Source organism: Streptomyces sp. NBC_00572, from assembly GCF_026341815.1.
Taxonomy (GTDB): domain Bacteria; phylum Actinomycetota; class Actinomycetes; order Streptomycetales; family Streptomycetaceae; genus Streptomyces.
The window spans coordinates 78489-105296 of sequence record NZ_JAPENX010000001.1 but is presented as its reverse complement, the minus strand read 5'-3'; the positions used below and the strand labels follow the sequence as shown (position 1 = coordinate 105296).

Genomic DNA, 26808 nt, shown 5'->3' with positions numbered 1-26808 from the left:
ATCGCCCGGGGCTGGTATTCGTACTGGCGTGGGACAATGAACTACGTGCTTTTTCCCCTGGCTGAAATGCCTAGGGGCCGATCCGAACGACTGGGATGTCAGCACGTGCGTTTCCTCAATGACGTCAAGCCGCCCTACGACCTGACGTACGACGATGTGTTCATGGTGCCGAGCCGCTCGGCCGTCGGTTCCCGCCAGGCGGTGGACCTCTCCTCGCCGGACGGAACCGGGACCACGATCCCGCTGGTCGTGGCCAACATGACCGCCATCGCCGGCCGCCGCATGGCCGAGACCGTCGCCCGCCGTGGCGGACTGGTCGTCATTCCGCAGGACATTCCGATCGAGGTCGTCACCGACGTCATCTCGTGGGTCAAGAGCCGTCACCACGTGCTCGACACCCCGATCGTCCTGGCCCCCCACCAGACCGTCGCCGACGCTCTCTCGCTGCTGCCCAAGCGGGCGCACGACGCCGCTGTCGTCGTCGACGAGGACCGCCGTCCCGTCGGTGTCGTCACCGACGCCGACCTGACCGGGGTGGACCGCTTCACGCAGCTCTCCGAGGTCATGTCGAAGGACCTGCTGCTCCTCGACGCCGACATCGAGCCGCGCGACGCGTTCAACACGCTCGACCACGCCAACCGCCGCTACGCCCCGGCCGTGGACAAGGACGGCCGCCTGGTCGGCATCCTGACGCGCAAGGGCGCCCTCCGCGCGACCCTGTACACCCCGGCCACCGACGCGAACGGCAAGCTGCGCATCGCCGCCGCCGTCGGTGTCAACGGCGACTTCGTGGGCAAGGCCAAGCAGCTGCTCGACGCGGGCGTCGACACGCTCGTCATCGACACGGCGCACGGCCACCAGGAGTCGATGATCGCCGCGATCAAGGCCGTGCGCGCCCTTGACCCGCAGGTGCCGATCGTCGCCGGCAACATCGTCGCCGCCGAGGGTGTGCGCGACCTCATCGAGGCCGGCGCGGACATCATCAAGGTCGGCGTGGGCCCCGGCGCCATGTGCACCACCCGCATGATGACCGGCGTCGGCCGCCCGCAGTTCTCCGCCGTCCTGGAGTGCGCCGCCGAGGCCAAGAAGTACGGCAAGAACGTCTGGGCCGACGGTGGCGTCCGCCACCCGCGTGATGTCGCCATGGCGCTCGCCGCGGGCGCGTCCAACGTCATGATCGGTTCCTGGTTCGCCGGGACGTACGAGTCCCCTGGCGACCTCCAGCACACCGCCGACGGCCGCCCGTACAAGGAGTCCTTCGGCATGGCCTCGGCCCGCGCCGTGCAGAACCGCACGAGCGAGGAGTCGGCGTACGACCGCGCGCGCAAGGGTCTCTTCGAGGAGGGCATCTCCACGTCGCGCATGTTCCTCGACCCGGCCCGCCCGGGCGTCGAGGACCTGATCGACTCGATCATCGCGGGCGTCCGCTCCTCCTGCACCTACGCCGGTGCCGGCTCGCTCGCCGAGTTCGAGGAGAAGGCCGTGATCGGCATCCAGTCCGCCGCCGGTTACGCCGAGGGCAAGCCGCTGCACGCCAGCTGGAGCTAGTCCCGTCACCTCGTGACATGGGCGGGCCCCCGGGAAATTCTTCCCGGGGGCCCGCTGTCGTCCCGTACGGTCGCCGCATGGACCGTGTGGACCGTACGGAGATCAGGCCCTGCCGCGCTGTCGACCTGCCCCTGCTCGACCGGCACCTTCCCGCGCCCGGGGCGCCGACGCGCCACGCGGACCGGTTCGCACGCCAGGAGGCCGGGACCGGCACGTACCTCCTCGCCTGGCGGGACGGGGTGCCCGTCGGCCACGGACAGGTCCGCTGGGACGGCTGTGCGGCCCCCGAGGTGCGGGCGGCTGTCGGGGAGTGCCCGGAGTTCAACGGCCTCGACGTACGGGCGGAGCTCCGCGGCCAGGGCATCGGTACGGCCCTGATCCACGAGGCCGAGGAGCTGGTCCGGGGGCGCGGCGGAACCGTCCTGGGGCTCGGGGTGGGGCGGGACAACCCGCGAGCGGCGGCGCTGTACGCGCGGCTCGGCTACCAGCCCGTCGTGGCCTACACGGACCGCTGGAGCGGGACGGACGCGGAGGGCCGCACGCACGCGTACGCCGACGCCTGCACCTTCCTGGTCAGGAACCTGGTGACGCCGAGCGCCCGACCGGCAGAGGCAGGTCCAGGGCCCCTCTGAGGGCCTCCGCGACCGCTGCCGCGATCCGGGCGTGGCCCCGGTCGTCCGGATGCAGTCCGTCCGCCAGGTGTTCCGGGCCCAGCAGCGGCCGTCCCGGGAGGACCAGGAGCCGCCCGTCGCCCTCGGCCGCCAGGTCCCGGCCCGCCCGCTCCATGGCCCTGCGCAGCTCCGTGAGGGTCGCTCCGAGGGCGTTGCGGGTGTGCTCGGCCGCCGGGCGCAGGACGGGGGAGACGATCAGCAGCGGGGTGTCCGGGTGGCCCCGGCGGACCAGGCCCACGAAGGCCCGGACGGTCGCGTACAGCCAGTCGGCCGTCGCGGGCACCGTGGACCAGCAGTTGGTGCCGAACGCGAGGGTGATCACCTCGCCCCGGAGCCGCGCCAGGTGCTCGGCGAGCGGGAGTTCTCCGCGTGCCCCGCCCGCGTACCCCAGGTTCACCGGGTCGAGGCCGAGGAGCCGGCCCGCCGTGGCGGGCCAGGAGTGGGCAGGACGGGTCGACCACCAGCCCTCGGTGATCGAGTCGCCGTGGACCAGCCAGCGCGGCCGGGCGGGGGCGGGGGAGAGGGCGCCGCCGAGGGCCCGCAGGGCGAGCGGCACCGGCGCCTGGCCCTCCGGGAGGTGGACGGTGAAGACACCGCCGCCCGCGGGCAGCGGGAGCGTCACGGTGGCCTCGGGGGCCGGGGCGACGCAGGCCTCGCCCACGAGCCGCGTACCGCTCCAGAGGGCGAAGCTGTGGCGCAGCTCGGCCAGGGGATCGTCCGGCTCGGGGACGGCCGCCCGGTAGCGCAGCCGCACCGCGCGCGTGCCGGGCGCGGCCGTGAACTCGATCCGTACGCCGATGGGCAGCGCGGCCCGCTCGGCGATGTCCCACGGCAGCCGCTCCAGGTCGTCCGGGTCGGCGCGCACCGGCCGGTCCCCGTCCAGCCAGGCCGTGCCGCGCAGGAACGGTGCCGGGTCGAGCCAGCCCACCTGGATCTCCGATCGTCGGGTCGTCGAGGGCTCGCAGCGTGGGTCATGGGGCACGAGGAGTCAATGCGCGCGCGGGGACCGGTTCACACCCCCAATGTGTGGATTCATGCGGGGGAGCGCAATGTTTCCCCGTCTGTGCCCCAAGCGCGCAATGATCATCCGGCAGTGCGCAACAACCCTGCATTACGAGTGCGAACCCCGGACCCTTAGGCTCATGCCTCGTACCAGGAGTGGCGGGGACCGCCTGCTCGGCGGTTCCCTCCCTTCGCGGGCTTGCCTCGTCATGCCCGCGTGCCGCCGCGGTCCCATGCCCCGCCTACAGGCAGCGATAAGGAGCCTCCGCAGTGCTGGACCACGGCGCAGCCCCACCGGTCGAGGAATCGACCACCCGCAAGACCTCCGCCCTCGGCGCACTGACCCGGCGCAAGCCGGTGGAACTGCTGGTCGCAGAGGGTGGACAGGGTGAGGGTGGCAGTCTCCGCCGCTCGCTCTCCATGTGGCAGCTGACCATGATCAGCATCGGTGCCACGCTCGGTACCGGGATCTTCGTCGTCCTCGGCGACGCCGTTCCGAAGGCCGGCCCCGCGGTCACCATCGCCTTCGTCATCGCCGGCCTCACGGCTCTGTTCTCGGCGCTCTCGTATGCCGAGCTGGCCGGTTCCATACCGGTCGCGGGCTCCTCGTACTCGTACGCTTACGCAACGATGGGTGAACTCGTCGCCTGGGTCTGCGGCTGGTGCCTGGTCCTGGAGTACGGCGTCTCCGTCGCCGCCGTGGCGGTCGGCTGGGGCGAGTACCTCAACGAGCTGCTCGACGGCACGATCGGGGTCACCATCCCCGACGTGCTCTCCTCGGCCCCCGGCGAGGGCGGGATCGTCAACCTGCCCGGTCTGATCGTCGTGATGCTGGCCATGGTGTTCCTCCTCGGCGGCGCCCGTGAGTCCGCCGTGGTCAACACGATCATGGTCGTGGTGAAGATCGCCGCGCTCGTCCTCTTCTGCGCCATCGGCTTCATGGGCTTCAAGTCCGGCAACTACAAGGACTTCATGCCGCTCGGCACCGCGGGCGTCAGCGCCGCCGGAGCGAGCCTGTTCTTCTCGTACATCGGCTTCGACGCCGCCTCCACGGCCGGCGAGGAGGCCAAGAACCCCAAGCGCGACCTGCCGCGGGCGATCATGCTCTCGCTGATCATCGTCACCGCGCTCTACGTGCTGGTCGCCGCGGTCGCGGTCGGCGCGTGGAACTGGAAGAAGTTCGACGGCTCCGAGGCCACCCTGGCCGCGATCATGAACGACGTCACCGGCCAGACCTTCTGGGGCACCCTGCTCGCCGCCGGCGCCGTCATCTCCATCGCCAGCGTCGTCCTGACCGTGCTCTACGGCCAGACCCGCATCCTCTTCGCCATGTCCCGCGACGGCCTGGTGCCGAAGGCCTTCGGCAAGGTCAGCGCCAAGACCGGCACCCCGCGCGTCAACACGGTGATCGTCTCCGTCTTCTGCGGCGCCCTCGCCTCGGTCATCCCGCTGGGCAAGCTCGTCGATGCCACCAGCATCGGCACCCTCTTCGCCTTCGGCCTGGTGAACATCGCCGTCATCGTGCTCCGCTACACGCGCCCCGACATGCCGCGCACCTTCAAGGTGGCGTTCGGCCCGGTCTTCCCGGTCCTGGGCTTCATCTTCTGCGCGTACAACATGTTCAGCCTCGACGCCGTCACCTGGGTGGTCTTCGGTTGCTGGATGGCCGCGGGACTCGTGTTCTACTTCCTGTACGGCATGAGCCGCTCCCGACTGGCCACCGCAGCGTCAGCAGCATCAGCAGAGAAGTGATCCACCCGTAGTGCGACTCAACGACCTCGACGAACGCATCGTCCACGCCCTCGCGGAGGACGCCCGTCGCTCCTACGCCGACATCGGCTCCCTCGTCGGACTCTCCGCGCCCGCCGTCAAGCGGCGCGTGGACCGACTGCGGGCCGAAGGTGCCATCACCGGCTTCACCGTACGGGTGGACCCGGCGGCGCTCGGCTGGGAGACCGAGGGCTTCGTCGAGATCTACTGCCGCCACAACACCTCGCCGGACGACATCCGGCGAGGCCTGGAGCGGTACCCCGAGGTGGTGTCCGCGTCGACCGTCACCGGTGACGCGGACGCCGTCGTCCAGGTCTTCGCCTCGGACATGCGCCACTTCGAGCGCGTCCTGGAGCGGATCGCGGGCGAGCCCTTCGTGGAGCGCACCAAGTCCGTCCTGGTGCTCTCGCCGCTGCTGCGGCGCTTCTCCTCGGGTTCGCCCGCGTAGGGACGGCGCGTGGGCCGGGGCGGTGCGGGCCGTGGTTCCCGCACCGCCCTTCGCCCGCCCACCCCCGTGGGGCGGACTACTCGGTCGGGTACACGAACTCCCAGGGCACGACCTTGAAGTCGCCCGTACCCGCCTTGACCTTCTCGAACGGTGCGCCGCTGATGCACGGCGGCACCTTGTCCTTCTTCGGGTCGGCGGTCATCCACGTGTAGCCGAGCCGGTCGCCGGCCGCGTCGTCGTGCACCGTGACGCCGACGCGGGCCTTCCGGAACTCCTTCACGTCGGTCTCGACGACGACACCCGACACGACCGCCACCTTGCCGCCCGTGGTGAGGCAGTCGACCTTCACCTTCGCGTACCCGCCCCAGTCCCCCTTGTAGTGGCTGAAGCGGAACGTGCCGGTGGCCTTCATCGGATCCTGCCGATTCTTCTCCGCCAGATGCGCGTCGAAGGTGAACGTGATGTCGTCCCCGGCCGGCCGGTACAGCTTCGCCGTGCCGGTCAGCGCGGCGGCCTCCGAGACGGCGGCGGGAGCCGCGGCCGGGGCGGGAGCGTCGTCCGCCGAGGCGGCGGCGATACCACCGGCCCCCAGAGTGAGCAGAACGGCGGCTGCAACGGCGGCGATCTTCGTACGGCGGTTCATGGCTACTCGGTCCTTTCGGCAGGTCGTCCGGGGTTCCTCCGGACGACCACCACTCTTCCGCGCGGGCCGCGCCGGGACGTCGCGCCGTGGGACGGTCCTCGTCTCCGCCGCGCGGCGGGGGAGCCGTCCGCCCCCGGGCGGAGCCGTCCGCCCCCGGGGTGGAGGTGTACGGCTCCACGCCGGGGGCGTACGCAACGAATCGCCGCGGTGGCCGCAGATCGCGCAACGGTTCGACGGTCGGTCCGCAACGCTGCCGTCTTGTCCCCGCGCGGCACGGAACCGTACCGTTTTTGACGTCTTCCCCTTGTACTCCGACCCCCGAGGATCACGCATGCCCGCGCTGCGCACCGCCCTGCTCCAGAGCTCCGGTGAACTCGGTGACGTGGCCGCCAATCTCAAGATCCTCGACGAGGCCGCCGCCCGCGCCGCGGCCGCCGGAGCGGGCGTGCTGCTCGCCCCCGAGCTGTTCCTCACCGGCTACGCCATCGGCGCCGACATGGCGCGCCTGGCCGAGCCGGCCGACGGCCCCTCCTCCCGCGCCGTCGCGGCGATCGCCGTGCGCCACGGCCTGGCCGTCGGCTACGGCTACCCGGAGCGGGACACCGAGCGGCACGGGGTCCTCTACAACTCCGCGCAGCTCATCGGCGCCGACGGCGTCCAGCTCGCGCGGTACCGCAAGACCCACCTCTTCGGCGACTTCGAGCTGAAGTGGTTCACCCCCGGTGACCGGGCCGTCGTCCAGGCGGAGGTCGACGGCCTCACCGTCGGCATGATGATCTGCTACGACGTCGAGTTCCCCGAGAACGTGCGGGCGCACGCGCTGGCCGGTACGGACCTCCTCCTCGTACCGACCGCGCTCATGCACCCCGCCGAGATCGTGCCCCTGTCCGTGGTGCCGGTCCGCGCCTTCGAGAACCAGCTCTACATCGCGTACGCCAACCGGACCGGCCCCGAGGGCGGGTTCGAGTTCGTCGGCCTCTCCACCCTGGCCGGCCCCGACGGCACCGCCCGCGCCCGTGCCGGACGCGGCGAGGACCTCGTCATCGGCGATGTCGACCCCGACCTCCTGGCGGCCTCCCGCGCGGAGAACCCCTACCTCCGCGACCGGCGGCCGGGCCTCTACGGTCCCCTCGTCTGAGCCGCCGCCTCCCCGCCTCCCCGACCTGCCTCACCTTTTCCGTGCAAGGAGTCCGTACCCCATGACGTCCACGGTGCCCACGACCGCCGTCCCCCACAGCGACGGCCAGCCGCCGATCACCATGTTCGGTCCGGACTTCCCCTACGCCTACGACGACTTCCTGGCCCACCCGGCCGGGCTCGGCCAGATACCGGCGACCGAGCACGGCACCGAGGTCGCGGTCATCGGCGGCGGGCTCTCCGGCATCATCGCCGCCTACGAGCTGATGAAGATGGGCCTCAAGCCCGTCGTCTACGAGGCCGACCAGATCGGCGGCCGGCTGCGTACCGTCGGCTTCGAGGGCACCGCCACCGAGGGCCTCACCGCCGAGATGGGCGCCATGCGCTTCCCGCCCTCCTCGACCGCGCTCCAGCACTACATCGACCTGGTCGGCCTGGAGACCACGCCGTTCCCGAACCCGCTGGCCGAGTCGACCCCGTCGACCGTCGTCGACCTCAAGGGCGAGTCGCACTACGCCACCACCGTCGACGACCTTCCGCAGGTCTACCGCGACGTGATGAACGCGTGGAACGCCTGTCTCGACGAGGGCGCCGACTTCTCCGACATGAACCAGGCCATGCGTGAGCGCGACGTCCCGCGCATCCGCGAGATCTGGGCGAAGCTCGTCGAGAAGCTCGACAACCAGACCTTCTACGGCTTCCTCTGCGAGTCCGAGTCCTTCAAGTCCTTCCGGCACCGCGAGATCTTCGGCCAGGTCGGCTTCGGCACCGGCGGCTGGGACACCGACTTCCCGAACTCCATCCTGGAGATCCTCCGCGTCGTCTACACGGAGGCCGACGACCACCACCGCGGCATCGTGGGCGGCTCGCAGCAGCTGCCGGTGCGGCTGTGGGAGCGCGAGCCGGAGAAGATCCTCCACTGGGCGCAGGGCACCTCGCTCAGCTCCCTGCACGAGGGCACCCCGAAGCCGGCCGTGACCCGGCTGAACCGGACCGCCGGCAACCGGATCACCGTCACCGACGCCTCCGGCGACATCCGCACCTTCCAGGCGGCGATCTTCACCGCCCAGTCCTGGATGCTGCTCTCCAAGATCGCCTGTGACGACTCGCTCTTCCCGATCGACCACTGGACGGCGATCGAGCGCACCCACTACATGGAGTCGTCGAAGCTCTTCGTGCCCGTCGACCGGCCGTTCTGGCTGGACAAGGACGAGGAGACCGGCCGGGACGTCATGTCGATGACGCTGACCGACCGGATGACCCGCGGCACGTACCTCCTGGACGACGGCCCGGACAAGCCGGCCACCATCTGCCTCTCGTACACCTGGTGCGACGACAGCCTGAAGTGGCTGCCGCTGTCCGCGAACGAGCGGATGGAGGTCATGCTGAAGTCGCTCGGCGAGATCTACCCGAAGGTCGACATCCGGAAGCACATCATCGGCAACCCGGTGACGGTCTCCTGGGAGAACGAGCCCTACTTCATGGGCGCGTTCAAGGCGAACCTGCCGGGCCACTACCGCTACCAGCGCCGCCTGTTCACCCACTTCATGCAGGACCGGCTGCCCGAGGACAAGCGGGGCATCTTCCTCGCGGGCGACGACATCTCCTGGACGGCCGGCTGGGCCGAGGGCGCGGTGCAGACGGCGCTCAACGCGGTCTGGGGCGTGATGCACCACTTCGGCGGCGGAAGCGACGCCACCAACCCGGGCCCGGGCGACGTGTACGACGAGATCGCCCCGGTCGAGCTGCCGGAGGACTGATCACACCCCCTAGGGCCTGGTCAGGGGCGTGAGGAGCATCCGTCCCACCAGGCCCACCGAGCGGTCGAGGCGTTCGGTGAACTCCTCGGCCAGCTCGGAAAGGCCGCGCAGCTGCCACAGCGAGCGCGCGGCGAGCCAGGCCCCGTCGCGGGCCCGGTCCAGGCTCCAGCAGCCCAGCAGATGCGTCAGCGGGTCCGCGACCTCCAGGAGGTCCGGGCCCGGCATCAGTTCCTCCCGGATGCGCTCCTCCAGGAGGACCAGGATGTCGCCGACCCGGTCGAACTCGTCCTCCAGGTCGGCGGGTGCGCACTCCAGGATCCGGCAGGCGTCGACCACCGCGAGGGCGAGGTCGTGGCCGATGTGGGCGTTGATCCCGGCCAGCGCGAACTGCAGCGGCCGTACGCCGGGATGGCGCCGCGAGTGGAAGAGGGGCCGCCAGCAGGCGGGGGCGGGACGGCCGGTGGCGACGGCGTCGACCGCTGCCAGGTACCGCTCGGCGAACCGTACGTCGAGGGTCGCGGCGGCCCGCCGGTCGGCGAAGCCACCCGACTCCACGGCGTGCCCGATCTCCTCGGTGACGGTCAGATAGACCCGGTTGAAGACGGCGACCCCGTCGGCCGGATGCCAGGCCGCGCGGAGCGCCCGCATCCGGTCCACCACGGGGTCGACCGCGAGGAACGGGCCGAGCGGCGGCCCGATCCTTCCGGTCTGCTCGCTCTGCCGGGTCTGCCCGATCTGCTGGGTCTGCGCCATGCGGGCAGGCTCCCAGTCGCCGGGCCCGCGAGGGAACTCCTCGGGCCCGGCTTACCCAGAACGGGCGAATCACTCAGTTCTTCGACAGTGGCTCCGCGCCGGACGTGCTCTCGTACGAGCTGGTGCCGGAGTCGAGGAGCGGCTCCTGCTGCTTGAGGTGGGCCGGGGCGAAGGCCCGCAGCACGTGGTAGCCGGTGATGACGACGATCGTGCCGAGCGCGATGCCGCCCAGCTCGAAGGTGTCCGTGAAGGTCAGCTTCACCCCGCCGACGCCGATGATGATGCCCGCGGCGGCCGGGACCAGGTTGAGCGGGTTGCGCAGGTCCACCTTGGCGTTGATCCAGATCTGGGCGCCGAGCAGGCCGATCATGCCGTAGAGGATCACGGTGATGCCGCCGAGGACACCGCCGGGGATGGCGGCGACGACCGCGCCGAACTTCGGGCAGAGGCCGAAGAGCAGGGCGAAGCCGGCGGCGGCCCAGTAGGCGGCCGTGGAGTAGACCCGGGTGGCGGCCATGACGCCGATGTTCTCGGAGTACGTGGTGTTCGGCGGGCCGCCCACGGCCGTGGAGAGCATCGAGGCGGCGCCGTCGGCGGCGATCGCCGTGCCGAGCTTGTCGTCGAGCGAGTCGCCGGTCATCTCGCCGACGGCCTTGACGTGCCCGGCGTTCTCGGCGATCAGGGCGATGACGACGGGCAGCGCGACCAGGATCGCGGACCACTCGAAGTTCGGGCCGTGGAACGAGGGCAGGCCGATCCAGTCGGCCTTGGAGACGCCGGAGAGGTCGAGCCGCCAGTGGTCGGTGACCTGGCCGCTCGCGGACATCGAGTGGATCTTGCCGAAGACCAGGTCGAAGATCCACGAGATGCCGTAGCCGAAGATCAGGCCGAGGAAGATCGCGATCCGGGACCAGAAGCCGCGCAGGCAGACGACGGCGAGGCCGGTGAACAGCATCACGAGGAGGGCCGTCCACTGGTCCTGCGGCCAGTACGTCGCCGCGGTGACCGGGGCCAGGTTGAAGCCGATCAGCATGACGACGGCGCCGGTCACGATCGGCGGCATCGCCGCGTGGATGATCCGCGCGCCGAACTTCCGGACCGCCAGACCGGCGAGGAAGAGCACCGCGCCGACGACCAGGACCGCGCCGGTCACGGTGGCGCTGGTGCCGCCGGAGGCCCGGATGGCGGCGGCGACGCCGACGAAGGAGAGCGAGCAGCCCAGGTAGGAGGGGATGGTGCCGCGGGTCGCGAGGAGGAAGATCACGGTCGCGACACCGGACATCATGATCGCGAGGTTGGGGTCCAGACCCATGAGCACCGGAGCGACGAAGGACGCGCCGAACATCGCGACCACGTGCTGGGCGCCGAGGCCGAGGGTACGGGGCCAGGAGAGCCGTTCGTCCGGGCGGACGACGGCTCCGGGAGCGGGTGTCTTCCCGTCGCCGTGCAAGGTCCAGCGCACGCCGAGGTTCATGAGGTCGCTCCCGTTCTCCGGTTCCGGCGGCCGTGTCACGACCGCAAAAGATCAGCCACATGCTATGCGCCGCCCGGGAGGGGGAAGTCCGTCCGGGCCCTGGTCACGCCAGGGCCCGGACGGCGGATGAGGGCCGGACAGGCCTTAGCCGACCGGGCCCGGGGTCTTCTCCGGAGCCGGCTTCGCCGTCGCCGGCTCCCGCCCGCCGGCGCCACCGGACCTGAGGACGCCGGCGCCGAGGACGAGCCCCAGCGCGAGCAGGGTGACCAGGCCGAACGAGAAGACCAGGGAGGTCGCGTCCGCGATGCCGCCGATCGCCGAGGGCGCGATGAGTCCCGAGGTGTACGTGATGGTGGCGACGCCCGCGATGGCCTGGCTGGGGTTCGGGCCGCTGCGCCCGGCCGCGGCGAAGGCGAGCGGGACGACGACCGCGACCCCGAGTCCGATGAGACCGAATCCGGCCATGGCGACGGCGGCGTGCGGGGCGAGGACGACCAGGACACCGCCGAGGGTGGCGACGGCGCCCCCGACCCGTACGGTACGGACCGCGCCGAACCGGTCCACGATCCGGTCGCCGGCCAGCCGTGCGACGGTCATCGTCAGGGCGAAGGCGGTCGTGGAGGCGGCCGCGAGCCCCGCGGAGCTGCCCATTTCGTCCCGGAGGTAGACCGCCGACCAGTCGAGGCTGGCGCCCTCCGCGAACACCGCGCAGAAGCCGATCGCGCCGATGATCAGCGCGGACTTCGGCGGCAGTGAGAAGCGCGGCGGCGGCTCCTCGTCCGGAGTGCTGCGCATGTCGAGGACGCCCTGGCAGAAGAACAGGCCGAGGGCGGTGAGGACCAGGGCCGCGATCAGGTGGTGGAGTCGGGCGTCGCCGCCGAGGTGCGCGGCGACCGTGCCGGCGGCGGAGCCGATGAGGGCGCCCGCGCTCCACATGCCGTGCAGGCTCGACATGATGGACCTGCCGAGCCGGTTCTCGGTCTCGACCCCGAGCGCGTTCATCGCCACGTCGGACATGCCGGCGGTCGCGCCGTACACGAACAGCGCGGCACACAGGCCCCAGATGTTGGGCGCGAGTGAGGGCAGCGTCAGGGCGAGCGTCCACAGGGCGAGCAGCCCGCGCAGAGCCGTGCGGGCACCGAAGCGGTGGGAGACGGCCCCGGCGAGCGGCATCGCGACGGAGGCGCCGAGGGCCGGGAAGGCGAGCGCGAGCCCGAGCTGTCCGGCACTCACGCCCGCGTGCTCCTGGATCCAGGGGATACGGGTGGCGAAACTGCCGGTCACGGCGCCGTGGACGCAGAAGACGGCGGCGACGGCGAAACGCGCGCGCCGCAGGCGATCGATGCTGGAGACGGTCTCCGCCGCCATGGGCCCTCCCTGGGGTGGTGGTGTGGCTCTGTCGGGTGGTGTGGCGCGTAAACTATCAGGAACCCTGCCTGATAAATAGATCGCGGGATGGCACCCGCGCCGGAGCCCGTCTGAGAGGATCGCCGCATGGCCGCATCCCCGAGCACCGCACGAGCCATCAACGACCGGTTCGCCCTGCGACTGCTCCAGGACGAAGGCCCGTTGACGGCCACTCAGCTCAAGACCCTCACCGGACTCTCCCGGCCCACGGTCGCCGACCTCGTCGAGCGCCTCCAGAGCTCCGGGCTCGTCCATGTCGTGGGGGAGTCCGGAGCCGAGCGCCGGGGCCCCAACGCCAAGCTGTACGGACTCGTCGCCGATCGGGCACACCTCGCCGCCCTCGACGTACGCACCAGCTCCGTCTCCGTCACCGTCGCCGATCTGCTCGGCACCACTCTCGCCGAGGCCTCCGTACCCGTCGGCGACGACAGCGGCACCGGACCCGCCGTCGAGAAGGCGGTCACGCTCCTGGAGCGCACCGTGAAGGAGGCCGGCGCCGACCGGCTGCACACCGTGGCGGTCGGCGCCCCCGGCCTCATCGACCCGGCCACCGGCGAACTCCGCGACTCCTCGGGACTGCCCGCCTGGCACCGGCGGCTCGTCGGCGTCCTCCAGGAACGGCTCCCCGCCCACGTCCTCGTCGAGAACGAGACCAACCTCGCCGCCGTCGCCGAACTGCGCGAGGGCGCGGCCCGCGACCGCGAGGACTTCGTCCTCCTCTGGCTCGGCCAGGGCGTCGGCGCCGCGGTCGTCCTCGACGGGCGGCCGCGCCGCGGAGCCTCGGGCGGCGCGGGCGAGATCGGCTTCCTGCCGGTACCCGGCACCTCGGGGGTCCCCTCGGCCACCGGCTGCGACGGCGGCTTCCACGAGCTGGCCTGCGCGGCCGCCGTCGAGACCCTCGCCGCCGCGCACGGCCTGGCCCCGGCGGAGGCCCTCGCCTCGGACCACGCCCCCTTCCTCGACGCCCTCGCCCGCCGCCTCGCCATCGGCGCGGCCGCGGTCGCCTCCGTCCTGGACCCCGGCTGCGTGGTCCTCGCCGGGGAGACCGGTCACCAGGGCGGCGCCGGACTCGCCGCGCGCGTGGAGGCCGAACTCGCCACCCTCTCCCCCCTCCGTACGGAGGTCCGCCCGACCGCCCTGGGCGACGCGGCGGTCCTGCGCGGTGCGCTGCTCCTCGCCCGGGACGCGGCCCAGGACGCGCTCTTCGGGCCGCCGACGACGGGGCTCCAGGGACTGTCCGGTCCGTCGATCGGCTCCGCCTGATCCTTCGAAGGGGAAGCGGCCCGGAACGCACTGTTCCGGGCCGCTTCTCATCGGTGCTGGGAACCCATTCGGGCGCCTTGGATGGCTTGGGTGGCGGTCAGCGTCGCGTCACCGTCACCTGCACGCTGTCCTGCCCGTGTGGGTCATCGCGCAGAACCCTTCGACGAGCATGCGCCGGTAATTCCACGGCGCCGGCCACGGGAGAGGGAAGCCGAACGCGGTCGACCGAGATCGCGGCACCGGCGCGGAAAAGCTATCCAGCTCCGTCCGGAATCGGCCGCGACACCCCGCCGAGGATCGCCGAGGGCGGCTGCCGTCACCCGCATACTCGGAAAGGGACCAGGCGACCCGCTATGCGCCCCCGGACCGCTCCGGTCCGCCGAACCGCCCCGCCAGGAACTCGTCGAAGGTCACCCGGCCCACCGCGCGGTCCGGCGCCAGGTGCTCGCCGCGCCGCAGTCCCCGGTAGACCTTGCCCGGCAGCGGCACCTCGACGAGGCGGCGCCGGCGTCCGCTCGCCCGCAGGTAGGAGTGGGCCAGCTCGACGAAGGTCCGGATCTCGGGGCCGGCCATGTCCTCCACTCGGCCCGCCGGCGGCCCCGCGGCCAGCTCGGCGAGGCGCGCGGCCGCCTCCGTCACTTCGAGCGGCTGGTCCCGCACGTCCTTGGGCAGCAGCATCACGGGCGGCTTGGCCAGGCCCTGGAGCAGCTGGAGGATCAGGTCGTGGAACTGGGTGGTGCGCAGCAGTGTCCAGCCGAGGCCCGAGCCCTGGATCATGCGCTCCACCGCGTACTTGGTGCGGTAGTAGCCGAGCGGCACCCGGTCGACGCCGATGATCGAGATGTACAGCAGGTGCGGCACCTCGGCGCGCTGCGCCGCCTCGATCAGGAGGCGGGCCGCGTCCTTGTCGCCGCGCAGGATGTTGCTGCAGTGGACGACCGCCTCCACCCCGTCGACCGCCCGGTCGAGCAGCGGCCCGCCCTGCCGCAGGTCGACCGCGTACGGCGGGGAGTGCCTGCTGAGGACCCGTACCTCGTGGCCGTCGGCGCGCAGCCGCTCGCAGACGGGCCGGCCGAGGGTCCCCGTGCCACCGGTCACCAGGATCGTGCTCATGTCTCCAGACTGACCGCCCTCGGCGTCCTCCGCACACGCGGAGCGCCGCGCCCCGGACAGGGGGGCGCGGCGCTGTAGGAGCCCGGCGGCGGCAAGGGCCGTGAAGTTCCGCCGCCGGGGGTTTCAGAGGGGTGGGGTCAGCAGGGACCGAGGTCCTTCCAGACGCCCCACTCGCCGGTCGTGCCCGGCGTCTCGTTCTGGGTCCACCACTGGGCCTTGTACTTGCGGCCGTTGTGGGAGACCTCGCTGCCCGCGTTGTAGACATTGCCGGCCACGTACGCCGGGACCGTGCCGCAGCCCGTGGGCGGCGTCGTCGGAGGCGTGGTCGGGGGAGTCGTCGGCGGGGTGGTCGGCGGCGTGGTGGGAGGCGTGGTCGGCGGGGTGGTCGGCGGGGTCGTCGTGCCCGGCTCCACCACCGTCGTGCCGCGCGCCAGGTCACCGGCGAGGGCGTACGTCGTGCCGTTGATGTTCACCGTCCAGTTGGACGGGGTGGACACCGGCAGGTAGTAGTTGAACGCCAGGTCGACCGTGGCGCCCGGGGCCAGCGACTGCCAGGCCGGGAGCTTCAGGGAGACGCGGTGGAAGTCGCCCTTCAGGCCGCCCACGTTGCTGCCCGTGTGGTCGCTGCTGATCACCTTCGTGCCGAAGCCCGACTGGTCGGAGGCGTTGGCCGGGGCCGAGGTGCCGTAGTCGAACTGGAACTCCGTGCCGCCAGGGAGGGTGGCCGCCGTGTTGTTGGTGATCTTGATCTTCGGGGTGATCGGGTAGTTCGAGTCGCCCAGCTTGAACTCGGTGAACTGCGCGTCGATCTTCACGGCCTGGGTCGGCAGGGTCGCGTTGGACTTCTTCGCGCCGTACGGGGTGGCCGCCTTGAACTTGTCGTACATCACCGAGGTGAGCGTGGAGCCGATCTCGTACTGGCCCTTGGTGGCGTTCCAGCCGTAGTCGCCGGCCATCTCCCACACCATGGTGCCGCCGATGCCCTTGCTGACCACGTAGTCGGCCTTGGCGGCCACCGACTGCTCGTCCTCGGTGGAGAGGAAGACCTTCTTCTGCGCGTTCCACAGCCACGGCGCGACCAGGGTCGAGTCGTACTTGCGGGCGTAGGTGCCGGTCAGGGTGGTGTTCGCCGGGAAGCCGTACTGGGTGACGTAGTCGCCGACGATCCCCTTCTCGAGGTTCTTGGCGTGCCACATCGGGTTGGAGCCGGCGGGCGACTCGGCACCGTTGGTGTCCTTGTCGTGCCACAGGTTGTCGATGCCGGTGGCGCCGTCACCGCACTTGGTCAGACCGGCTCCGGCCGGGCAGGTGGTCGCGGAGGCCTTGCCCCACAGACCGTCGGTGCCGCCCTGCACGTTCTTGTGACCGCGGGTGTAGTAGGGCAGGCCGATGTTGATGCGGCCGGCCGGCATCGAGCCGCGGAAGTAGTGGTACGCCCAGTCGGTGTTGAGGTACCCGATGTTGCCGTACTGCGCCGATCCGTAGACGTTGGCGGCGGCGAGCTCGCCGTCCTTGCCGTCGTCGAAGAGGGAGGCGTTGGGCCCGACGTACTCGTTCCAGGCGCCGTGCAGGTCGTACGACATGATGTTGACGTAGTCCAGATACTTCTGCATCTGGAAGGTCTCCATGCCCCGCAGCAGGTAGCCGGAGGAGGGGGCGGCGACGGTCAGCAGGTAGTGCTTGCCGTCGGCGGCGCCGGCCACGTCCAGCTTCTCGCGCAGGGACTTCATGAGGGCCGCGTAGCCCTGCACGAGTCCGGCGCGGCGCGCGTTGGCGAGCTGCCAGTCGAGCGGGTTTCCGGCGTCCTTCATGGTCGTCGGGTACTCGTAGTCGATGTCGACGCCGTTGAAGCCGTACTTGCGGATGAAGTCGACGGACGAGGCGGCGAAGGTGTCGATCCCGGCCTGGTTGACCGAACCGTCGGCGTTGGTCGCCATCGAGTAGAAGCCGCCGGAGTTGACCCGGTCACCGTTGTCCGCGAAGTAGCCGCCGGTCTCGGCCCAGCCGCCGACCGAGATCAGGGTCTTCACGTTCGGGTGCTGCTTCTTGAACTTGTTGAGCAGGTTGAAGTGGCCCTTGTAGGCGTATGCGGGGTCCATCTCGGCGCCGGCGACACCGGGCCAGGTCATCCCGGTGGCCGCGTTGTTCGGACCGTCCGTGCCGACGGAGAGCTTGTTGTCTCCGCCGATGTGGCCGAAGGCGTAGTTGATGTGGGTGATCTTCTCCCACGGGATGTCCTTGGCCAGGTACGCGGGCTGGCCGTTCTTGCCGTCGCGCCAGCCGGTGAAGTAGCCGATGACCCGGCGCTGGTGGTCCGCGCCCATCTTCTCGCGGCCCTCGGTGTCGTAGACCGAGCAGTACGGGACGTCGACGCCCGGGGTCTTGTAAAGCCCGTCGGGGCGACAGGACTCGTTGTCGGCCGCGTACGAGACGCCGCCGGAGAGCGAGCTGAGCAGCAGCCCGGCGACGGCTGCGCCGGAGGAGAGCAGCGAGGCTCTTTTCGCGGTGGGGGACAACACGATCGGGTCCTCCTGGGGAGGTCGTGGAACACAACGAACAAAGGGGTGGGTCGTGTTGGGCCCGTGGAGTGCGCACGCCGCCGGGCCGTTCCTAGGAGGTGACACGGAGATTAAGAGGACTAGACCAGTGCGTCAATAGGTCTGGACCATCGAAGAGTTCTATGGGGGTCTGTGAGCCAGGCCACAGGATCTCGGCCACATCGCCCGGCGCGGCTCGTGGCACACTGGCCCTGTATCAGCAGCAGCGCACTCCGGGGTCGGTGTAATTCCGAACCGGCGGTATAGTCCGCGACCCGTCCGCAGCCAGCGGCCGGTTGACCAGGTGAAATTCCTGGACCGACGGTGAAAGTCCGGATGGGAGGCAGTGCGCGGCGGGCGACCCCTTTCAGGGGTGTGCCGGCCGTACGTCCGCTGGTCGCCGTATCGACATCGATCGGCGTACCCGGAGGACGCGGCCTCGGCGCACCCTGCGTGAGTGTCGTTCCGCTCTCTGTCGTCATCGACAGGCCCCGGAGTCCGTGCCCGAAGAGGCAGGAGGACCCGGTGGCACAGCAGGCCGACATCACCGCCATGCGACGCGCCGTCGAGCTCGCCGCACGCGGTCTCGGCGCCACCAGCCCCAACCCGGTCGTCGGGTGCGTCATCACCGACGCCTCCGGACACGTGGTCGGCGAAGGCTTCCACCAGCGCGCCGGCGGCCCCCACGCCGAGGTCCACGCCCTGCGCGAGGCAGGCGTCCTCGCCCGCGGCGGCACCGCTTACGTCACCCTCGAACCCTGCAACCACACCGGCCGTACCGGCCCCTGCGCCCAGGCCCTCATCGAGGCCGGCGTCAGCCGGGTCGTGTACGCGGTCGGTGACCCGAACCCGCAGGCCACCGGCGGAGCCGACACCCTGCGCGCCGCGGGTGTGGAGGTCGAGCAGGGCCTCCTGGAGGCCGAGGCCGAAGCGGTCAACATCGCCTGGCTCGCCTCCGTACGCCACGGCCGCCCCTTCGTCCGCTGGAAGTACGCCGCCACCCTCGACGGCCGCATCGCCGCCGCCGACGGCACCTCCCGCTGGATCACCTCCGCCGAGTCCCGCGCCGACGTCCACCGGCTGCGCGCCGAGGCCGACGCCGTCGTGGTCGGCTCCGGCACCGCCCGCGCCGACGACCCCCATCTGGCCGTACGCGGCATCGAGGGTGCCGTCCAGCCGCTCCGGGTCGTCGTCGACACCGAGGCGACCGCCGTGAAGCCCGGCGCCCGGGTCCTGGACGATGCCGCCCCGACCCTCGTCGCGATCGCCGAAGACGCCGAGAACCCGATCGACGGCGCCGAGGTCGTACGCCTTCCCCGGGCCGAGCGCGGCCTGTCCGTACCCGCCCTCCTGGACGCCCTCCACACACGCGGAGTCCGCTCGGTCCTCCTCGAAGGCGGCCCCACCCTCGCGGGCGCCTTCGTCGCCGCGGGCGCCGTCGACGAGGTCGTCGGCTACCTCGCCCCCGTCCTCCTCGGCGCGGGCCCGAACGCCCTTGCCGACGCCGGAATCTCCACCATCACCGAAGCGTTGCGGCTCGACGTCACCGAGACCGTCCGCATCGGATCCGACCTCCGTATCACCGCCACACCCAAGATCTCCGTCACCCCCAAGGGAGCCTGACCGTGTTCACCGGAATCGTCGAAGAACTGGGCGAGGTCGTCGCCGTCGAGCAGCTGGAGGACGCCTCCCGCTTCCGACTGCGCGGCCCCCTGGTCACGGAAGGCGCCCAGCACGGCGACTCCATCGCCGTCAACGGTGTCTGTCTCACGGTCGTCGAGTTCGGCGACGGCGAGTTCACCGCCGACGTCATGGCCGAGACCCTCAAGCGGTCCAGCCTCGGCGCCCTGGAGGTCGGCACCCGCGTCAACCTGGAGCGGCCCATGGCCGTCGGCGGCCGCCTCGGCGGTCACATCGTCCAGGGCCATGTGGACGGCACCGGCACGATCCTGGAGCGGACCCCGTCCGAGCACTGGGAACTCGTCAAGGTCGGCCTGCCCGCCCACCTCTCCCGTTACGTCGTGGAGAAGGGCTCGATCACGGTCGACGGCGTCAGCCTCACCGTCGTCGAGGTCACCGACGACTGGTTCACCATCAGCCTCATCCCCACCACCCTCGACCTGACCACGCTCGGCATCAAGCAGTCCGGCGACCCGGTCAACCTCGAAGTGGACGTCATCGCCAAGTACGTCGAGCGGCTGCTCGGCCCGAACGCCAAGGAGAGCGACAAGTGAGCTGGCTCAACTCCGAGGCGTTCAGCGCCTTCGGTCAGCACATCATGTGGTCCGACATGATCGGCAACACGATCGGACTCATAGCCCTCGCGCTCGGCTGGCGCCGCTCCATCCTCACCTGGCCCGCCCAGCTGCTCTCCGGCCTGATCCTCGTCGGCGCCTACGCCTCCGCGAACCTCTCCGGCGGCGTCGGCAAGCAGCTCCTCGTCATCGGCGTCGCCGCCTGGGGCTGGTGGCAGTGGAACCGGGGCAGGCAGCAGGCCCAGGACGGCACCATCGCCGTCCGCTTCGCCACCTGGAAGGAGCGCGGCCTGCTCCTCGCCGGCGCGGTCCTCGGCACCCTCGCGGTCGGCGGCCTCTTCACCCTCTACCCGTCGCTCTCCTGGAGCCCGTGGGCCGACGCGTACATCTTCGTCGGCACCCTCGTCGCGATGGTCGCCCAGGCCCGCGGCCTGGTCGAGTTCTGGTTCGCCTGGCTCCTCGTCGACCTCGTCGGCGTCCCGCTCGCCTTCAACAGCGGCCTCGCCTTCTCCGGCCTGGTCTACGTCATCTACTTCGCCCTCGTCGTCTGGGGCATGCGCGACTGGTGGCTCCGGACGCGTACGACCTCCGCTGCTCTGGAAGGAGCCCACGCATGAGCGCCGCCCTTCCCCTCTGGGACGCCACCGACCTGGCCCTCGACCCCGTCGAGCAGGCCATCCGCGACATCGCCGCCGGCCGCCCCGTCGTCGTGGTCGACGACGAGGACCGCGAGAACGAGGGCGACCTCGTCATCGCCGCGGAGAAGGCCACCCCCGAGGTCGTCGCCTTCATGATGAGCGAGTGCCGCGGCCTGATCTGCGCCCCCATGGAGGGCGAGGAGCTGGAGCGCCTCGAACTCCCGCAGATGGTCGCGCACAACACCGAGTCGATGCGCACGGCCTTCACCGTCTCCGTCGACGCGTCCCCTGCCCACGGCGTCACCACCGGCATCTCCGCCGCCGACCGCGCCACCACCCTGCGGATGCTCGCGAGCGGCAGCCACGAGCCCTCCGACTTCGTGCGGCCCGGCCACATCTTCCCGCTCCGCGCCAAGCCCGGCGGCGTCCTGGCCCGCAACGGCCACACCGAGGCCGCCGTCGACCTCGCCCGCCTCGCGGGCCTCCGCCCGGCCGGTGCGATCGTCGAGATCGCCGGCGAGGACGGCGTCATGCTGCGCCTGCCCGAGCTGGTCCCCTTCGCCCGCAAGCACGGCCTCACGATCATCTCCATCGAGGACCTGATCGCCTACCGGCGCTCCGCCGAACCGACCGTCCGCCGCGAGGCCGAGGTCCAGCTCCCCACCGCGCACGGCGACTTCACCGCGTACGGCTACCGCTCCACCGTGGACGGCGTCGAGCACGTCGCCCTCGTCCACGGCGAGATCGGCGACGGCGAGGACGTCCTGGTCCGGGTCCACTCCGAGTGCCTGACCGGCGACATCTTCCACTCGCTGCGCTGCGACTGCGGCCCCCAGCTCCAGGCCTCCATGGACCGCGTCACCGAGGCCGGCCGCGGCGTCGTCGTCTACCTCCGGGGCCACGAGGGGCGGGGCATCGGCCTGCTGTCCAAGCTCCGCGCGTACGAGCTCCAGGAGCGCGGCCGCGACACCCTCGACGCCAACCTGGAACTCGGGCTGCCCGCCGACGCCCGCGACTACGCGGCCGGCGCGCAGATCCTCGTCGACCTCGGCGTCCGGAGCCTGCGCCTGATGACCAACAACCCCGACAAGATCGACGCCCTGACCCGGCACGGCCTCACGGTCCTGGGTCGCGAGCCCATGCCGGTCACGGCCGGCGAGCACAACCTCCGGTACCTGACCACCAAGCGGGACCGGATGGGGCACGACCTGCCCTGGCTGGACGGCTCCCCGGCCTCCACCTGCGGCAACCAGTAAATCCTTCCTTTCGTACGGTTCAAGACGGTTCAAAACGGTTCAAGGAGAGACATGAGCGGCAAGGGCGCACCCGTCCTCAGCGTGAAGAACTGCGGCGACCTGCGGGTCGCGGTCATCGCGGCGCAGTGGCACGAGAAGATCATGGACGGTCTCGTCGACGGCGCCCTGCGCGCCCTGAGCGAGCTCGGCATCGACGAGCCGACCCTCCTCCGCGTCCCCGGCAGCTTCGAGCTCCCGGTCGTGGCGAAGGTCCTCGCGGGTCGCGGCTACGATGCCATCGTGGCGCTCGGCGTCGTCATCCGCGGCGGAACGCCGCACTTCGAGTACGTGTGCCAGGGCGTCACCCACGGCCTCACCCAGGTCTCGATCGACACCGGCGTACCCGTCGGATTCGGTGTCCTCACCGTCGACACCGAGGAGCAGGCCCTCGACCGGGCCGGCCTCGAAGGCTCCACCGAGGACAAGGGCCACGAGGCCGTCACCGCCGCCGTCGCCACCGCGACCACGCTGCGCACGGTCAGCGAACCCTGGCGCTAGGTACGCGACCCTTACCCCGTACTCTTAGGAACCATCATGGCGAACAAAACCTTCGAAGAGCTCTTCGCCGAGCTCAAGCTCAAGGCCGAGACCGGCGACCCTGCCACCTCCCGCACCGCGGAGCTGGTGGACAAGGGCGTCCATGCCATCGGCAAGAAGGTCGTCGAAGAGGCCGCCGAGGTCTGGATGGCCGCCGAGTACGAGGGCAAGGAAGCGGCCGCCGAGGAGATCTCGCAGCTGCTGTACCACGTCCAGGTGATGATGGTCGCCCGCGGGATCTCGCTCGACGACGTCTACGCCCACCTCTGAGCACACCCCTCCGGGCACCCACCGACCCGGACTCCCCACCACTCCCAGGCAAAGGAAGCTCACCTCATGCTGCGCATCGCCGTTCCCAACAAGGGTTCCCTCTCCGGACCTGCGTCGGCAATGCTCCATGAGGCCGGCTACCGGCAGCGCAAGGAGTCCAAGGAGCTCGTGGTCATCGACCCCGACAACGAGGTCGAGTTCTTCTACCTGCGCCCGAAGGACATCGCGATCTACGTCGCCTCCGGGAAGCTGGACATCGGCATCACCGGCCGTGACCTGCTCCTGGACTCCGGCGCCAGCGCCGAGGAGATCCTCGCGCTGAACTTCGGCCGCTCCACCTTCCGGTACGCCACGCGTCCGGGCACCGCGAACGGCCCCGAGGACTTCGGCGGCATGACGATCGCCACCTCCTACGAGGGCATCGTCGCCAAGCACCTCGCCGACCAGGGCATCGACGCCTCCGTCGTCCACCTGGACGGCGCCGTCGAGACCGCGATCCAGCTGGGCGTCGCCCAGATCATCGCGGACGTCGTCGAGACCGGCACCAGCCTGCGCAACGCCGGTCTGGAGGTCATCGGCGAGCCGATCCTGACCTCCGAGGCCGTCGTGATCCGCCGCCACGGCGCCACGGACGACAACCCGCAGGTCCAGCAGTTCATGCGCCGCCTCCAGGGCGTCCTCGTCGCCCGCTCGTACGTGATGATGGACTACGACTGCCGCGCCGAGCACCTGGAGCAGGCCGTCGCCCTCACCCCGGGCCTGGAGTCGCCGACCGTCTCCCCGCTGCACAACGAGGGCTGGGTCGCGGTCCGCGCGATGGTTCCCGCCAAGGAGGCGCAGCGGATCATGGACGACCTGTACGAGATCGGTGCCCGCGCCATCCTCACCACCGCCATCCACGCCTGCCGCCTCTGACGGCACGGACCGCCCGCACCAAAGGCCCCGAGGAACCCCCGATGTCCCAAGCGCAGTCGCCCGTCCTGCCGGTCACCTTCCGTCCCGGGCGCACCCGTGCGGTCCTGATCACGATGAGCGTCGCGATCTTCGTCGTCATCAGCCTCGTCGCGGTGATGCTGGAGCGGCTCGGACCGGGGGAGCGCAGCAGCTTCTTCCTCACCGCCGCGCTGATCTCCGGTGGCCTCGTGATGCTGAGCCGCCCCAAGGTCGTCGCCGACGACGAGGGCGTCACGGTCGTCAACATCACCCGCACCCGGCGGCTGGCATGGGCGGAGATCCTCAAGGTCAACCTGCGCCCCGGTGACCCCTGGGTCTTTCTCGACCTGAGCGACGGCACCAGCCTGCCCGCGCTCGGCATCCAGCCGGGCATCGCCAAGGAGGCGGCCATCCGCGACGCCCGCGCGCTGCGTGCCCTGGCCGACAGCCACGGCACGGTCCCGGAGCAGACGGCCTGACGAACGGGACCGTCGAACGGCGGTCGGCTTGACGCGCGGGCGATCCGACCCCGGGCCGGGATCCACCCGAATCGCGGTCGACCCCCGGCCGGGATCCGGACGGACCCTGATCCGTCCCCCATCCGGGGCCGACCCCCTGCCCCTCGGGGCCTTCGCGTGACTACTCTGGAGGCGGTGGTGCCGAGCGGCACCACCGCCTCGCATGTGCAGGGCCGCGGAATCGCGGCCCGCGAGGCCACCCTTCGACCCGAGGAGTGACTCCCTCCAGCAATGGACGGATCGTCCGGTAGTACCTGCGCCGCCCCCTCCCAGGAGGCGGCGGCATGATCATCTCCCTTCTGCTGCTCTTCGCGGCCTTCGTCCTGATCCTCGCCAACGGCTTCTTCGTGGCCGCCGAGTTCGGTCTCGTGACCGTCGAGCGCGCCGAGGCCGAGCGGGCCGCGGCCGCCGGCGACCGGCGCGCCCGCACCGTCGTCACCGCCCTGCGCGAGCTGTCCTTCCAGCTCTCCGGCACCCAGCTGGGCATCACGATCACCTCCCTCGTCGTCGGCATGCTCGCCGAGCCCGCGCTCGCCGGACTGCTGCACGGACCGCTCACCGCGACCGGACTGCCCACGGGGGCCGTCTCCGGGATCTCGGTGGTGATCGGGATGCTGCTCGCCTCCGCCGTCCAGATGGTGGTCGGCGAGCTCGTACCGAAGAACTGGGCGGTCTCCAGGCCGCTCCAGGTGGCCCGCTTCGTGGCCACCCCGCAGCGCCGCTTCTCCGCCCTCTTCCGGCCGGTGATCTCCCTGCTCAACCGGGTCGCGAACCGGCTCGTACGGCTCCTGGGCGTCGAGCCCACCGAGGAGCTGGACTCGGTCCGCACCCCCGGCGAACTGGTCTCCCTGGCCCGGCACTCCGCCCTGGCCGGTGCGCTCGAACAGGACACCGCCGACCTCTTCGTACGGACCCTGTCCCTCGGCGGCCTCACCGCCGAGCAGGTCATGACACCGCGCGTGAAGGTGAGCGCCCTCCAATGGGACGCCACCGCGGCCGACGTCCTCAACCTCACCCGGGCCACCGGTCTCTCGCGCTTCCCCGTCTACCGCGACCGCATCGACGAGATCGTCGGCATGGTCCACCTCAAGGACGCGCTCGCCGTCGCCCCGCACGCCCGGCTGCGCACCCCCGTCGGCCGGATCGCGGTTCCGCCGCTCCTCGTGCCGGAGACGCTGCCCGCCCAGACCCTTCTGGAGCGGCTGCGCCGGGAACAGCCGATCGCGGTGGTCGTCGACGAGTACGGCGGCACGGCCGGGGTCGTCACCCTGGAGGACATCGTCGAGGAGCTCGTCGGCGAGGTCCGCGACGAGCACGACACCGTGGCCGACGGGCGGCCCGAGCTGGCCGCCGCTCCTGCCGAGGACGGCCGTCCCGCCTGGGAGGCCGACGGCTCCTGCCGGGTCCACACCCTGCGCCGGATAGGCCTCGACGTGCCCGACGGGCCGTACGAGACCGTCGCCGGGCTCGTCGCCGATCTCCTCGGGCGGATCCCCGCCCCCGGTGACCGGGCCGAACTCCCCGGCTGGCGGCTCTCGGTGCGCCAGGTCGACCGCTACCGCGCCGAGCGGGTCCGGATCGTCCGTACCGCCCCGGACCCGGACCCCGCGGCGGCCACCGCCGCCCCGTCCCCCGAGCCGATCGTGGCCTCCGCGGCTCCGGCTCCCGCCCAGGTTCCCGTCCCGGCGGAGGCCGTCCGATGAGCACCCTGCAACTCCTCTTCGCCGTCCTCCTCGTCCTGGCCAACGGCTTCTTCGTCGGGGCCGAGTTCGCGCTCGTCTCCGTCCGCCGCAGCCAGATCGAACCGCTCGGCGGCGCCCGTGCCAAGCAGGTCCTGCACGGTCTGGAGAACCTGCCGCAGATGATGGCGGCCGCGCAGTTCGGCATCACCATCTGCTCGCTGACGCTCGGCGCCGTCGCCGAGCCGACCGTCGCCCGTCTCCTCGAACCCGTCTTCCATACGGTCGGGGTCCCGGAGGGGCTGATCCACCCGCTCGGCTATGTCATCGCCCTCGCCGCGGTCGTCTTCCTCCACCTCGTCATCGGCGAGATGGTCCCGAAGAACCTGGCGATGGCCGCGCCCGAGCGGACCGCGCTCTGGCTCGCCCCCGGCCTGGTCGGCTTCGCCCGGCTCTGCCGGCCGGTGACGGCCGCGCTCGGCGCGTGTGCCCGGCTGGTCCTGCGGGCGTTCGACGTCGAGCCCAAGGACGAGGTGGAGGCGGTCTTCACCAGCGCCCAGCTCGGGCGGCTCGTCGAGGACGCCGGGCAGGCGGGTCTGCTGGACCCGGCCGAGCAGGAGCGGCTGGAGGACGCCCTCGAACTGGGCACCCGCCCGGTGACGGATGTCCTCATCGGCCCGGCCTCCCTGATCACCGTTCCGCCGACGGTCACGCCGCGCGAGATCGAGGAGCTGACCGTACGCACCGGGTACTCGCGCTTCCCGGTCCGCGCCGAGGCGGGCGCCACCTTCATGGGCTTCGTGCACGTGAAGGACGTCCTGGACCTGGAGGAGCGGGAGCGGGCGGTGCCCCAGCGGCTGTGGCGGCCGATGGCGACGCTCCGCGCCGAACTGCCCCTCGACGACGCCCTCACCGTGATGCGCCGCGCCGCGACGCATCTGGCGCAGGTCGCGGACGGCTCGGGCCGGATTCTCGGCCTGGTCGCCCTGGAGGACGTCCTGGAGATGCTGGTGGGCGAGGTCCGCGACCCCGCCCACCGGGTCGCGCCGGACCCGGTGCCCACCGCGTAGGAACCGCGCACAGCGGGGCGGGCCCTCCGGGGCCCGCCCCGTCGGTCGATGTGCCCCTCGCTCTGTGTGCCCCTCGCTCCGTGTGCT

At 71.4% G+C, this 26808-nt stretch carries 24 protein-coding genes and 1 riboswitch; of the genes, 17 read left to right on the top strand and 7 right to left on the bottom strand.

Features of this window, described 5'->3' with window-relative positions:
- The first annotated feature begins 105 nt into the window (after positions 1-105).
- Both OG514_RS00445 and OG514_RS00440 read left to right on the top strand, forming a co-directional pair.
- Positions 106-1548, top strand: coding sequence for a GuaB1 family IMP dehydrogenase-related protein (locus tag OG514_RS00445; protein ID WP_266889576.1), 1443 nt, complete (start codon positions 106-108; stop codon positions 1546-1548).
- 77 nt (positions 1549-1625) lie between these two features.
- Entirely contained in the window at positions 1626-2180 is a 555-nt protein-coding gene (locus OG514_RS00440) for a GNAT family N-acetyltransferase (RefSeq protein WP_266889574.1), read from the top strand.
- Here OG514_RS00440 and OG514_RS00435 read toward each other — a convergent pair.
- A complete protein-coding gene (locus tag OG514_RS00435; RefSeq protein WP_266889572.1) occupies positions 2122-3147 on the bottom strand; it encodes a GDSL-type esterase/lipase family protein in 1026 nt (341 codons plus the stop codon). The two genes, OG514_RS00440 and OG514_RS00435, sit on opposite strands and share 59 nt — an antisense overlap.
- A gap of 344 nt (positions 3148-3491) precedes the next feature.
- On the opposite strand from OG514_RS00435, the gene OG514_RS00430 reads away from it, so the two are divergent.
- Both OG514_RS00430 and OG514_RS00425 read left to right on the top strand, forming a co-directional pair.
- Positions 3492-4973: an amino acid permease gene (locus OG514_RS00430; protein WP_266889569.1), complete on the top strand. Its 1482-nt coding sequence runs from the start codon at positions 3492-3494 to the stop codon at positions 4971-4973.
- A 10-nt stretch (positions 4974-4983) separates the two neighbouring features.
- Positions 4984-5439 carry an Lrp/AsnC family transcriptional regulator gene (locus OG514_RS00425; RefSeq protein ID WP_015032260.1) on the top strand — a complete coding sequence of 152 codons (456 nt, stop codon included), beginning with the start codon at positions 4984-4986 and terminating at the stop codon, positions 5437-5439.
- 76 nt (positions 5440-5515) lie between these two features.
- On the opposite strand, the gene OG514_RS00420 is transcribed toward OG514_RS00425, so the two are convergent.
- A complete protein-coding gene (locus OG514_RS00420; protein WP_266889567.1) occupies positions 5516-6082 on the bottom strand; it encodes a Repetin in 567 nt (188 codons plus the stop codon).
- Between the two features lie 331 nt (positions 6083-6413).
- On the opposite strand from OG514_RS00420, the gene OG514_RS00415 reads away from it, so the two are divergent.
- Positions 6414-7220, top strand: a complete 807-nt coding sequence (locus tag OG514_RS00415) for a carbon-nitrogen hydrolase family protein (protein ID WP_266889565.1) — start codon at positions 6414-6416, stop codon at positions 7218-7220.
- Positions 7221-7281: 61 nt separating this feature from the next.
- On the top strand, positions 7282-8979 hold the full coding sequence (locus OG514_RS00410) for an NAD(P)/FAD-dependent oxidoreductase (protein WP_266889563.1): 1698 nt from the start codon (positions 7282-7284) through the stop codon (positions 8977-8979).
- Between the two features lie 9 nt (positions 8980-8988).
- Here the strand turns inward: OG514_RS00410 and OG514_RS00405 are convergent, their stop codons facing one another.
- The 3 genes from OG514_RS00405 to OG514_RS00395 form a co-directional block, all read right to left on the bottom strand.
- Positions 8989-9627, bottom strand: coding sequence for a DUF5995 family protein (locus tag OG514_RS00405; RefSeq protein WP_266900706.1), 639 nt, complete (start codon positions 9625-9627; stop codon positions 8989-8991).
- A 178-nt stretch (positions 9628-9805) separates the two neighbouring features.
- Entirely contained in the window at positions 9806-11206 is a 1401-nt protein-coding gene (locus OG514_RS00400) for a uracil-xanthine permease family protein (RefSeq protein WP_266889562.1), read from the bottom strand.
- Between the two features lie 144 nt (positions 11207-11350).
- The gene (locus OG514_RS00395) at positions 11351-12574 is read right to left on the bottom strand and encodes an MFS transporter (RefSeq protein WP_266889560.1); all 1224 of its coding nucleotides are present in this window, start codon (positions 12572-12574) and stop codon (positions 11351-11353) included.
- Positions 12575-12700: 126 nt separating this feature from the next.
- Between OG514_RS00395 and OG514_RS00390 the strand changes: the two genes are divergently transcribed.
- Positions 12701-13876: an ROK family transcriptional regulator gene (locus OG514_RS00390; RefSeq protein ID WP_266889558.1), complete on the top strand. Its 1176-nt coding sequence runs from the start codon at positions 12701-12703 to the stop codon at positions 13874-13876.
- Between the two features lie 351 nt (positions 13877-14227).
- Here the strand turns inward: OG514_RS00390 and OG514_RS00385 are convergent, their stop codons facing one another.
- Together OG514_RS00385 and OG514_RS00380 are read right to left on the bottom strand one after the other, a co-directional pair.
- Positions 14228-14989 (bottom strand): SDR family oxidoreductase, encoded by a 762-nt coding sequence (locus OG514_RS00385; RefSeq protein WP_266889556.1) that lies wholly within the window; start codon positions 14987-14989, stop codon positions 14228-14230.
- A 137-nt stretch (positions 14990-15126) separates the two neighbouring features.
- On the bottom strand, positions 15127-17508 hold the full coding sequence (locus OG514_RS00380) for a chitinase C-terminal domain-containing protein (protein ID WP_266889553.1): 2382 nt from the start codon (positions 17506-17508) through the stop codon (positions 15127-15129).
- A gap of 242 nt (positions 17509-17750) precedes the next feature.
- Positions 17751-17880, top strand: a riboswitch (FMN riboswitch).
- A gap of 171 nt (positions 17881-18051) precedes the next feature.
- On the opposite strand from OG514_RS00380, the gene ribD reads away from it, so the two are divergent.
- The 10 genes from ribD (at position 18052) to OG514_RS00330 (ending at position 26721) form a co-directional block, all read left to right on the top strand.
- Positions 18052-19149, top strand: coding sequence for a bifunctional diaminohydroxyphosphoribosylaminopyrimidine deaminase/5-amino-6-(5-phosphoribosylamino)uracil reductase RibD (gene ribD, locus OG514_RS00375; RefSeq protein WP_266889550.1), 1098 nt, complete (start codon positions 18052-18054; stop codon positions 19147-19149).
- 2 nt (positions 19150-19151) lie between these two features.
- Entirely contained in the window at positions 19152-19760 is a 609-nt protein-coding gene (locus OG514_RS00370) for a riboflavin synthase (RefSeq protein ID WP_266889547.1), read from the top strand.
- A 44-nt stretch (positions 19761-19804) separates the two neighbouring features.
- Positions 19805-20398 carry a nicotinamide mononucleotide transporter family protein gene (locus OG514_RS00365; RefSeq protein WP_266900705.1) on the top strand — a complete coding sequence of 198 codons (594 nt, stop codon included), beginning with the start codon at positions 19805-19807 and terminating at the stop codon, positions 20396-20398.
- Complete coding sequence (locus OG514_RS00360) at positions 20395-21675, top strand: bifunctional 3,4-dihydroxy-2-butanone-4-phosphate synthase/GTP cyclohydrolase II (protein ID WP_266889544.1); 1281 nt, start codon at positions 20395-20397, stop codon at positions 21673-21675. The genes OG514_RS00365 and OG514_RS00360 overlap by 4 nt, the downstream gene beginning before the upstream one ends.
- 51 nt (positions 21676-21726) lie before the next feature.
- A complete protein-coding gene (gene ribH / locus OG514_RS00355) occupies positions 21727-22212 on the top strand; it encodes a 6,7-dimethyl-8-ribityllumazine synthase (RefSeq protein WP_015032243.1) in 486 nt (161 codons plus the stop codon).
- Positions 22213-22248: 36 nt separating this feature from the next.
- Complete coding sequence (locus OG514_RS00350; protein ID WP_030551960.1) at positions 22249-22521, top strand: phosphoribosyl-ATP diphosphatase; 273 nt, start codon at positions 22249-22251, stop codon at positions 22519-22521.
- A 66-nt stretch (positions 22522-22587) separates the two neighbouring features.
- Positions 22588-23436 (top strand): ATP phosphoribosyltransferase, encoded by an 849-nt coding sequence (gene hisG, locus OG514_RS00345; protein WP_030316372.1) that lies wholly within the window; start codon positions 22588-22590, stop codon positions 23434-23436.
- Between the two features lie 41 nt (positions 23437-23477).
- The gene (locus OG514_RS00340) at positions 23478-23933 is read left to right on the top strand and encodes a PH domain-containing protein (protein WP_266889534.1); all 456 of its coding nucleotides are present in this window, start codon (positions 23478-23480) and stop codon (positions 23931-23933) included.
- 323 nt (positions 23934-24256) lie between these two features.
- Positions 24257-25675, top strand: coding sequence for a hemolysin family protein (locus OG514_RS00335; RefSeq protein WP_266889532.1), 1419 nt, complete (start codon positions 24257-24259; stop codon positions 25673-25675).
- On the top strand, positions 25672-26721 hold the full coding sequence (locus OG514_RS00330; protein WP_266889528.1) for a hemolysin family protein: 1050 nt from the start codon (positions 25672-25674) through the stop codon (positions 26719-26721). The genes OG514_RS00335 and OG514_RS00330 overlap by 4 nt, the downstream gene beginning before the upstream one ends.
- Positions 26722-26808: the final 87 nt, after the last annotated feature.

Coding starts and splice junctions, on each gene's coding strand:
- OG514_RS00440 (WP_266889574.1), top strand. CDS start 1,626: ATGGACCGTGTGGACCGTACGGAGATCAGGCCCTGCCGCGCTGTCGAC.
- OG514_RS00335 (WP_266889532.1), top strand. CDS start 24,257: ATGATCATCTCCCTTCTGCTGCTCTTCGCGGCCTTCGTCCTGATCCTC.
- OG514_RS00385 (WP_266889556.1), bottom strand. CDS start 14,989: ATGAGCACGATCCTGGTGACCGGTGGCACGGGGACCCTCGGCCGGCCC.
- OG514_RS00340 (WP_266889534.1), top strand. CDS start 23,478: ATGTCCCAAGCGCAGTCGCCCGTCCTGCCGGTCACCTTCCGTCCCGGG.
- hisG (WP_030316372.1), top strand. CDS start 22,588: ATGCTGCGCATCGCCGTTCCCAACAAGGGTTCCCTCTCCGGACCTGCG.
- OG514_RS00395 (WP_266889560.1), bottom strand. CDS start 12,574: ATGGCGGCGGAGACCGTCTCCAGCATCGATCGCCTGCGGCGCGCGCGT.
- OG514_RS00350 (WP_030551960.1), top strand. CDS start 22,249: ATGGCGAACAAAACCTTCGAAGAGCTCTTCGCCGAGCTCAAGCTCAAG.
- OG514_RS00365 (WP_266900705.1), top strand. CDS start 19,805: ATGTGGTCCGACATGATCGGCAACACGATCGGACTCATAGCCCTCGCG.
- OG514_RS00400 (WP_266889562.1), bottom strand. CDS start 11,206: ATGAACCTCGGCGTGCGCTGGACCTTGCACGGCGACGGGAAGACACCC.
- ribH (WP_015032243.1), top strand. CDS start 21,727: ATGAGCGGCAAGGGCGCACCCGTCCTCAGCGTGAAGAACTGCGGCGAC.
- OG514_RS00410 (WP_266889563.1), top strand. CDS start 7,282: ATGACGTCCACGGTGCCCACGACCGCCGTCCCCCACAGCGACGGCCAG.
- OG514_RS00420 (WP_266889567.1), bottom strand. CDS start 6,082: ATGAACCGCCGTACGAAGATCGCCGCCGTTGCAGCCGCCGTTCTGCTC.
- OG514_RS00360 (WP_266889544.1), top strand. CDS start 20,395: ATGAGCGCCGCCCTTCCCCTCTGGGACGCCACCGACCTGGCCCTCGAC.
- OG514_RS00415 (WP_266889565.1), top strand. CDS start 6,414: ATGCCCGCGCTGCGCACCGCCCTGCTCCAGAGCTCCGGTGAACTCGGT.
- OG514_RS00390 (WP_266889558.1), top strand. CDS start 12,701: ATGGCCGCATCCCCGAGCACCGCACGAGCCATCAACGACCGGTTCGCC.
- OG514_RS00330 (WP_266889528.1), top strand. CDS start 25,672: ATGAGCACCCTGCAACTCCTCTTCGCCGTCCTCCTCGTCCTGGCCAAC.
- OG514_RS00405 (WP_266900706.1), bottom strand. CDS start 9,627: ATGCGGGCGCTCCGCGCGGCCTGGCATCCGGCCGACGGGGTCGCCGTC.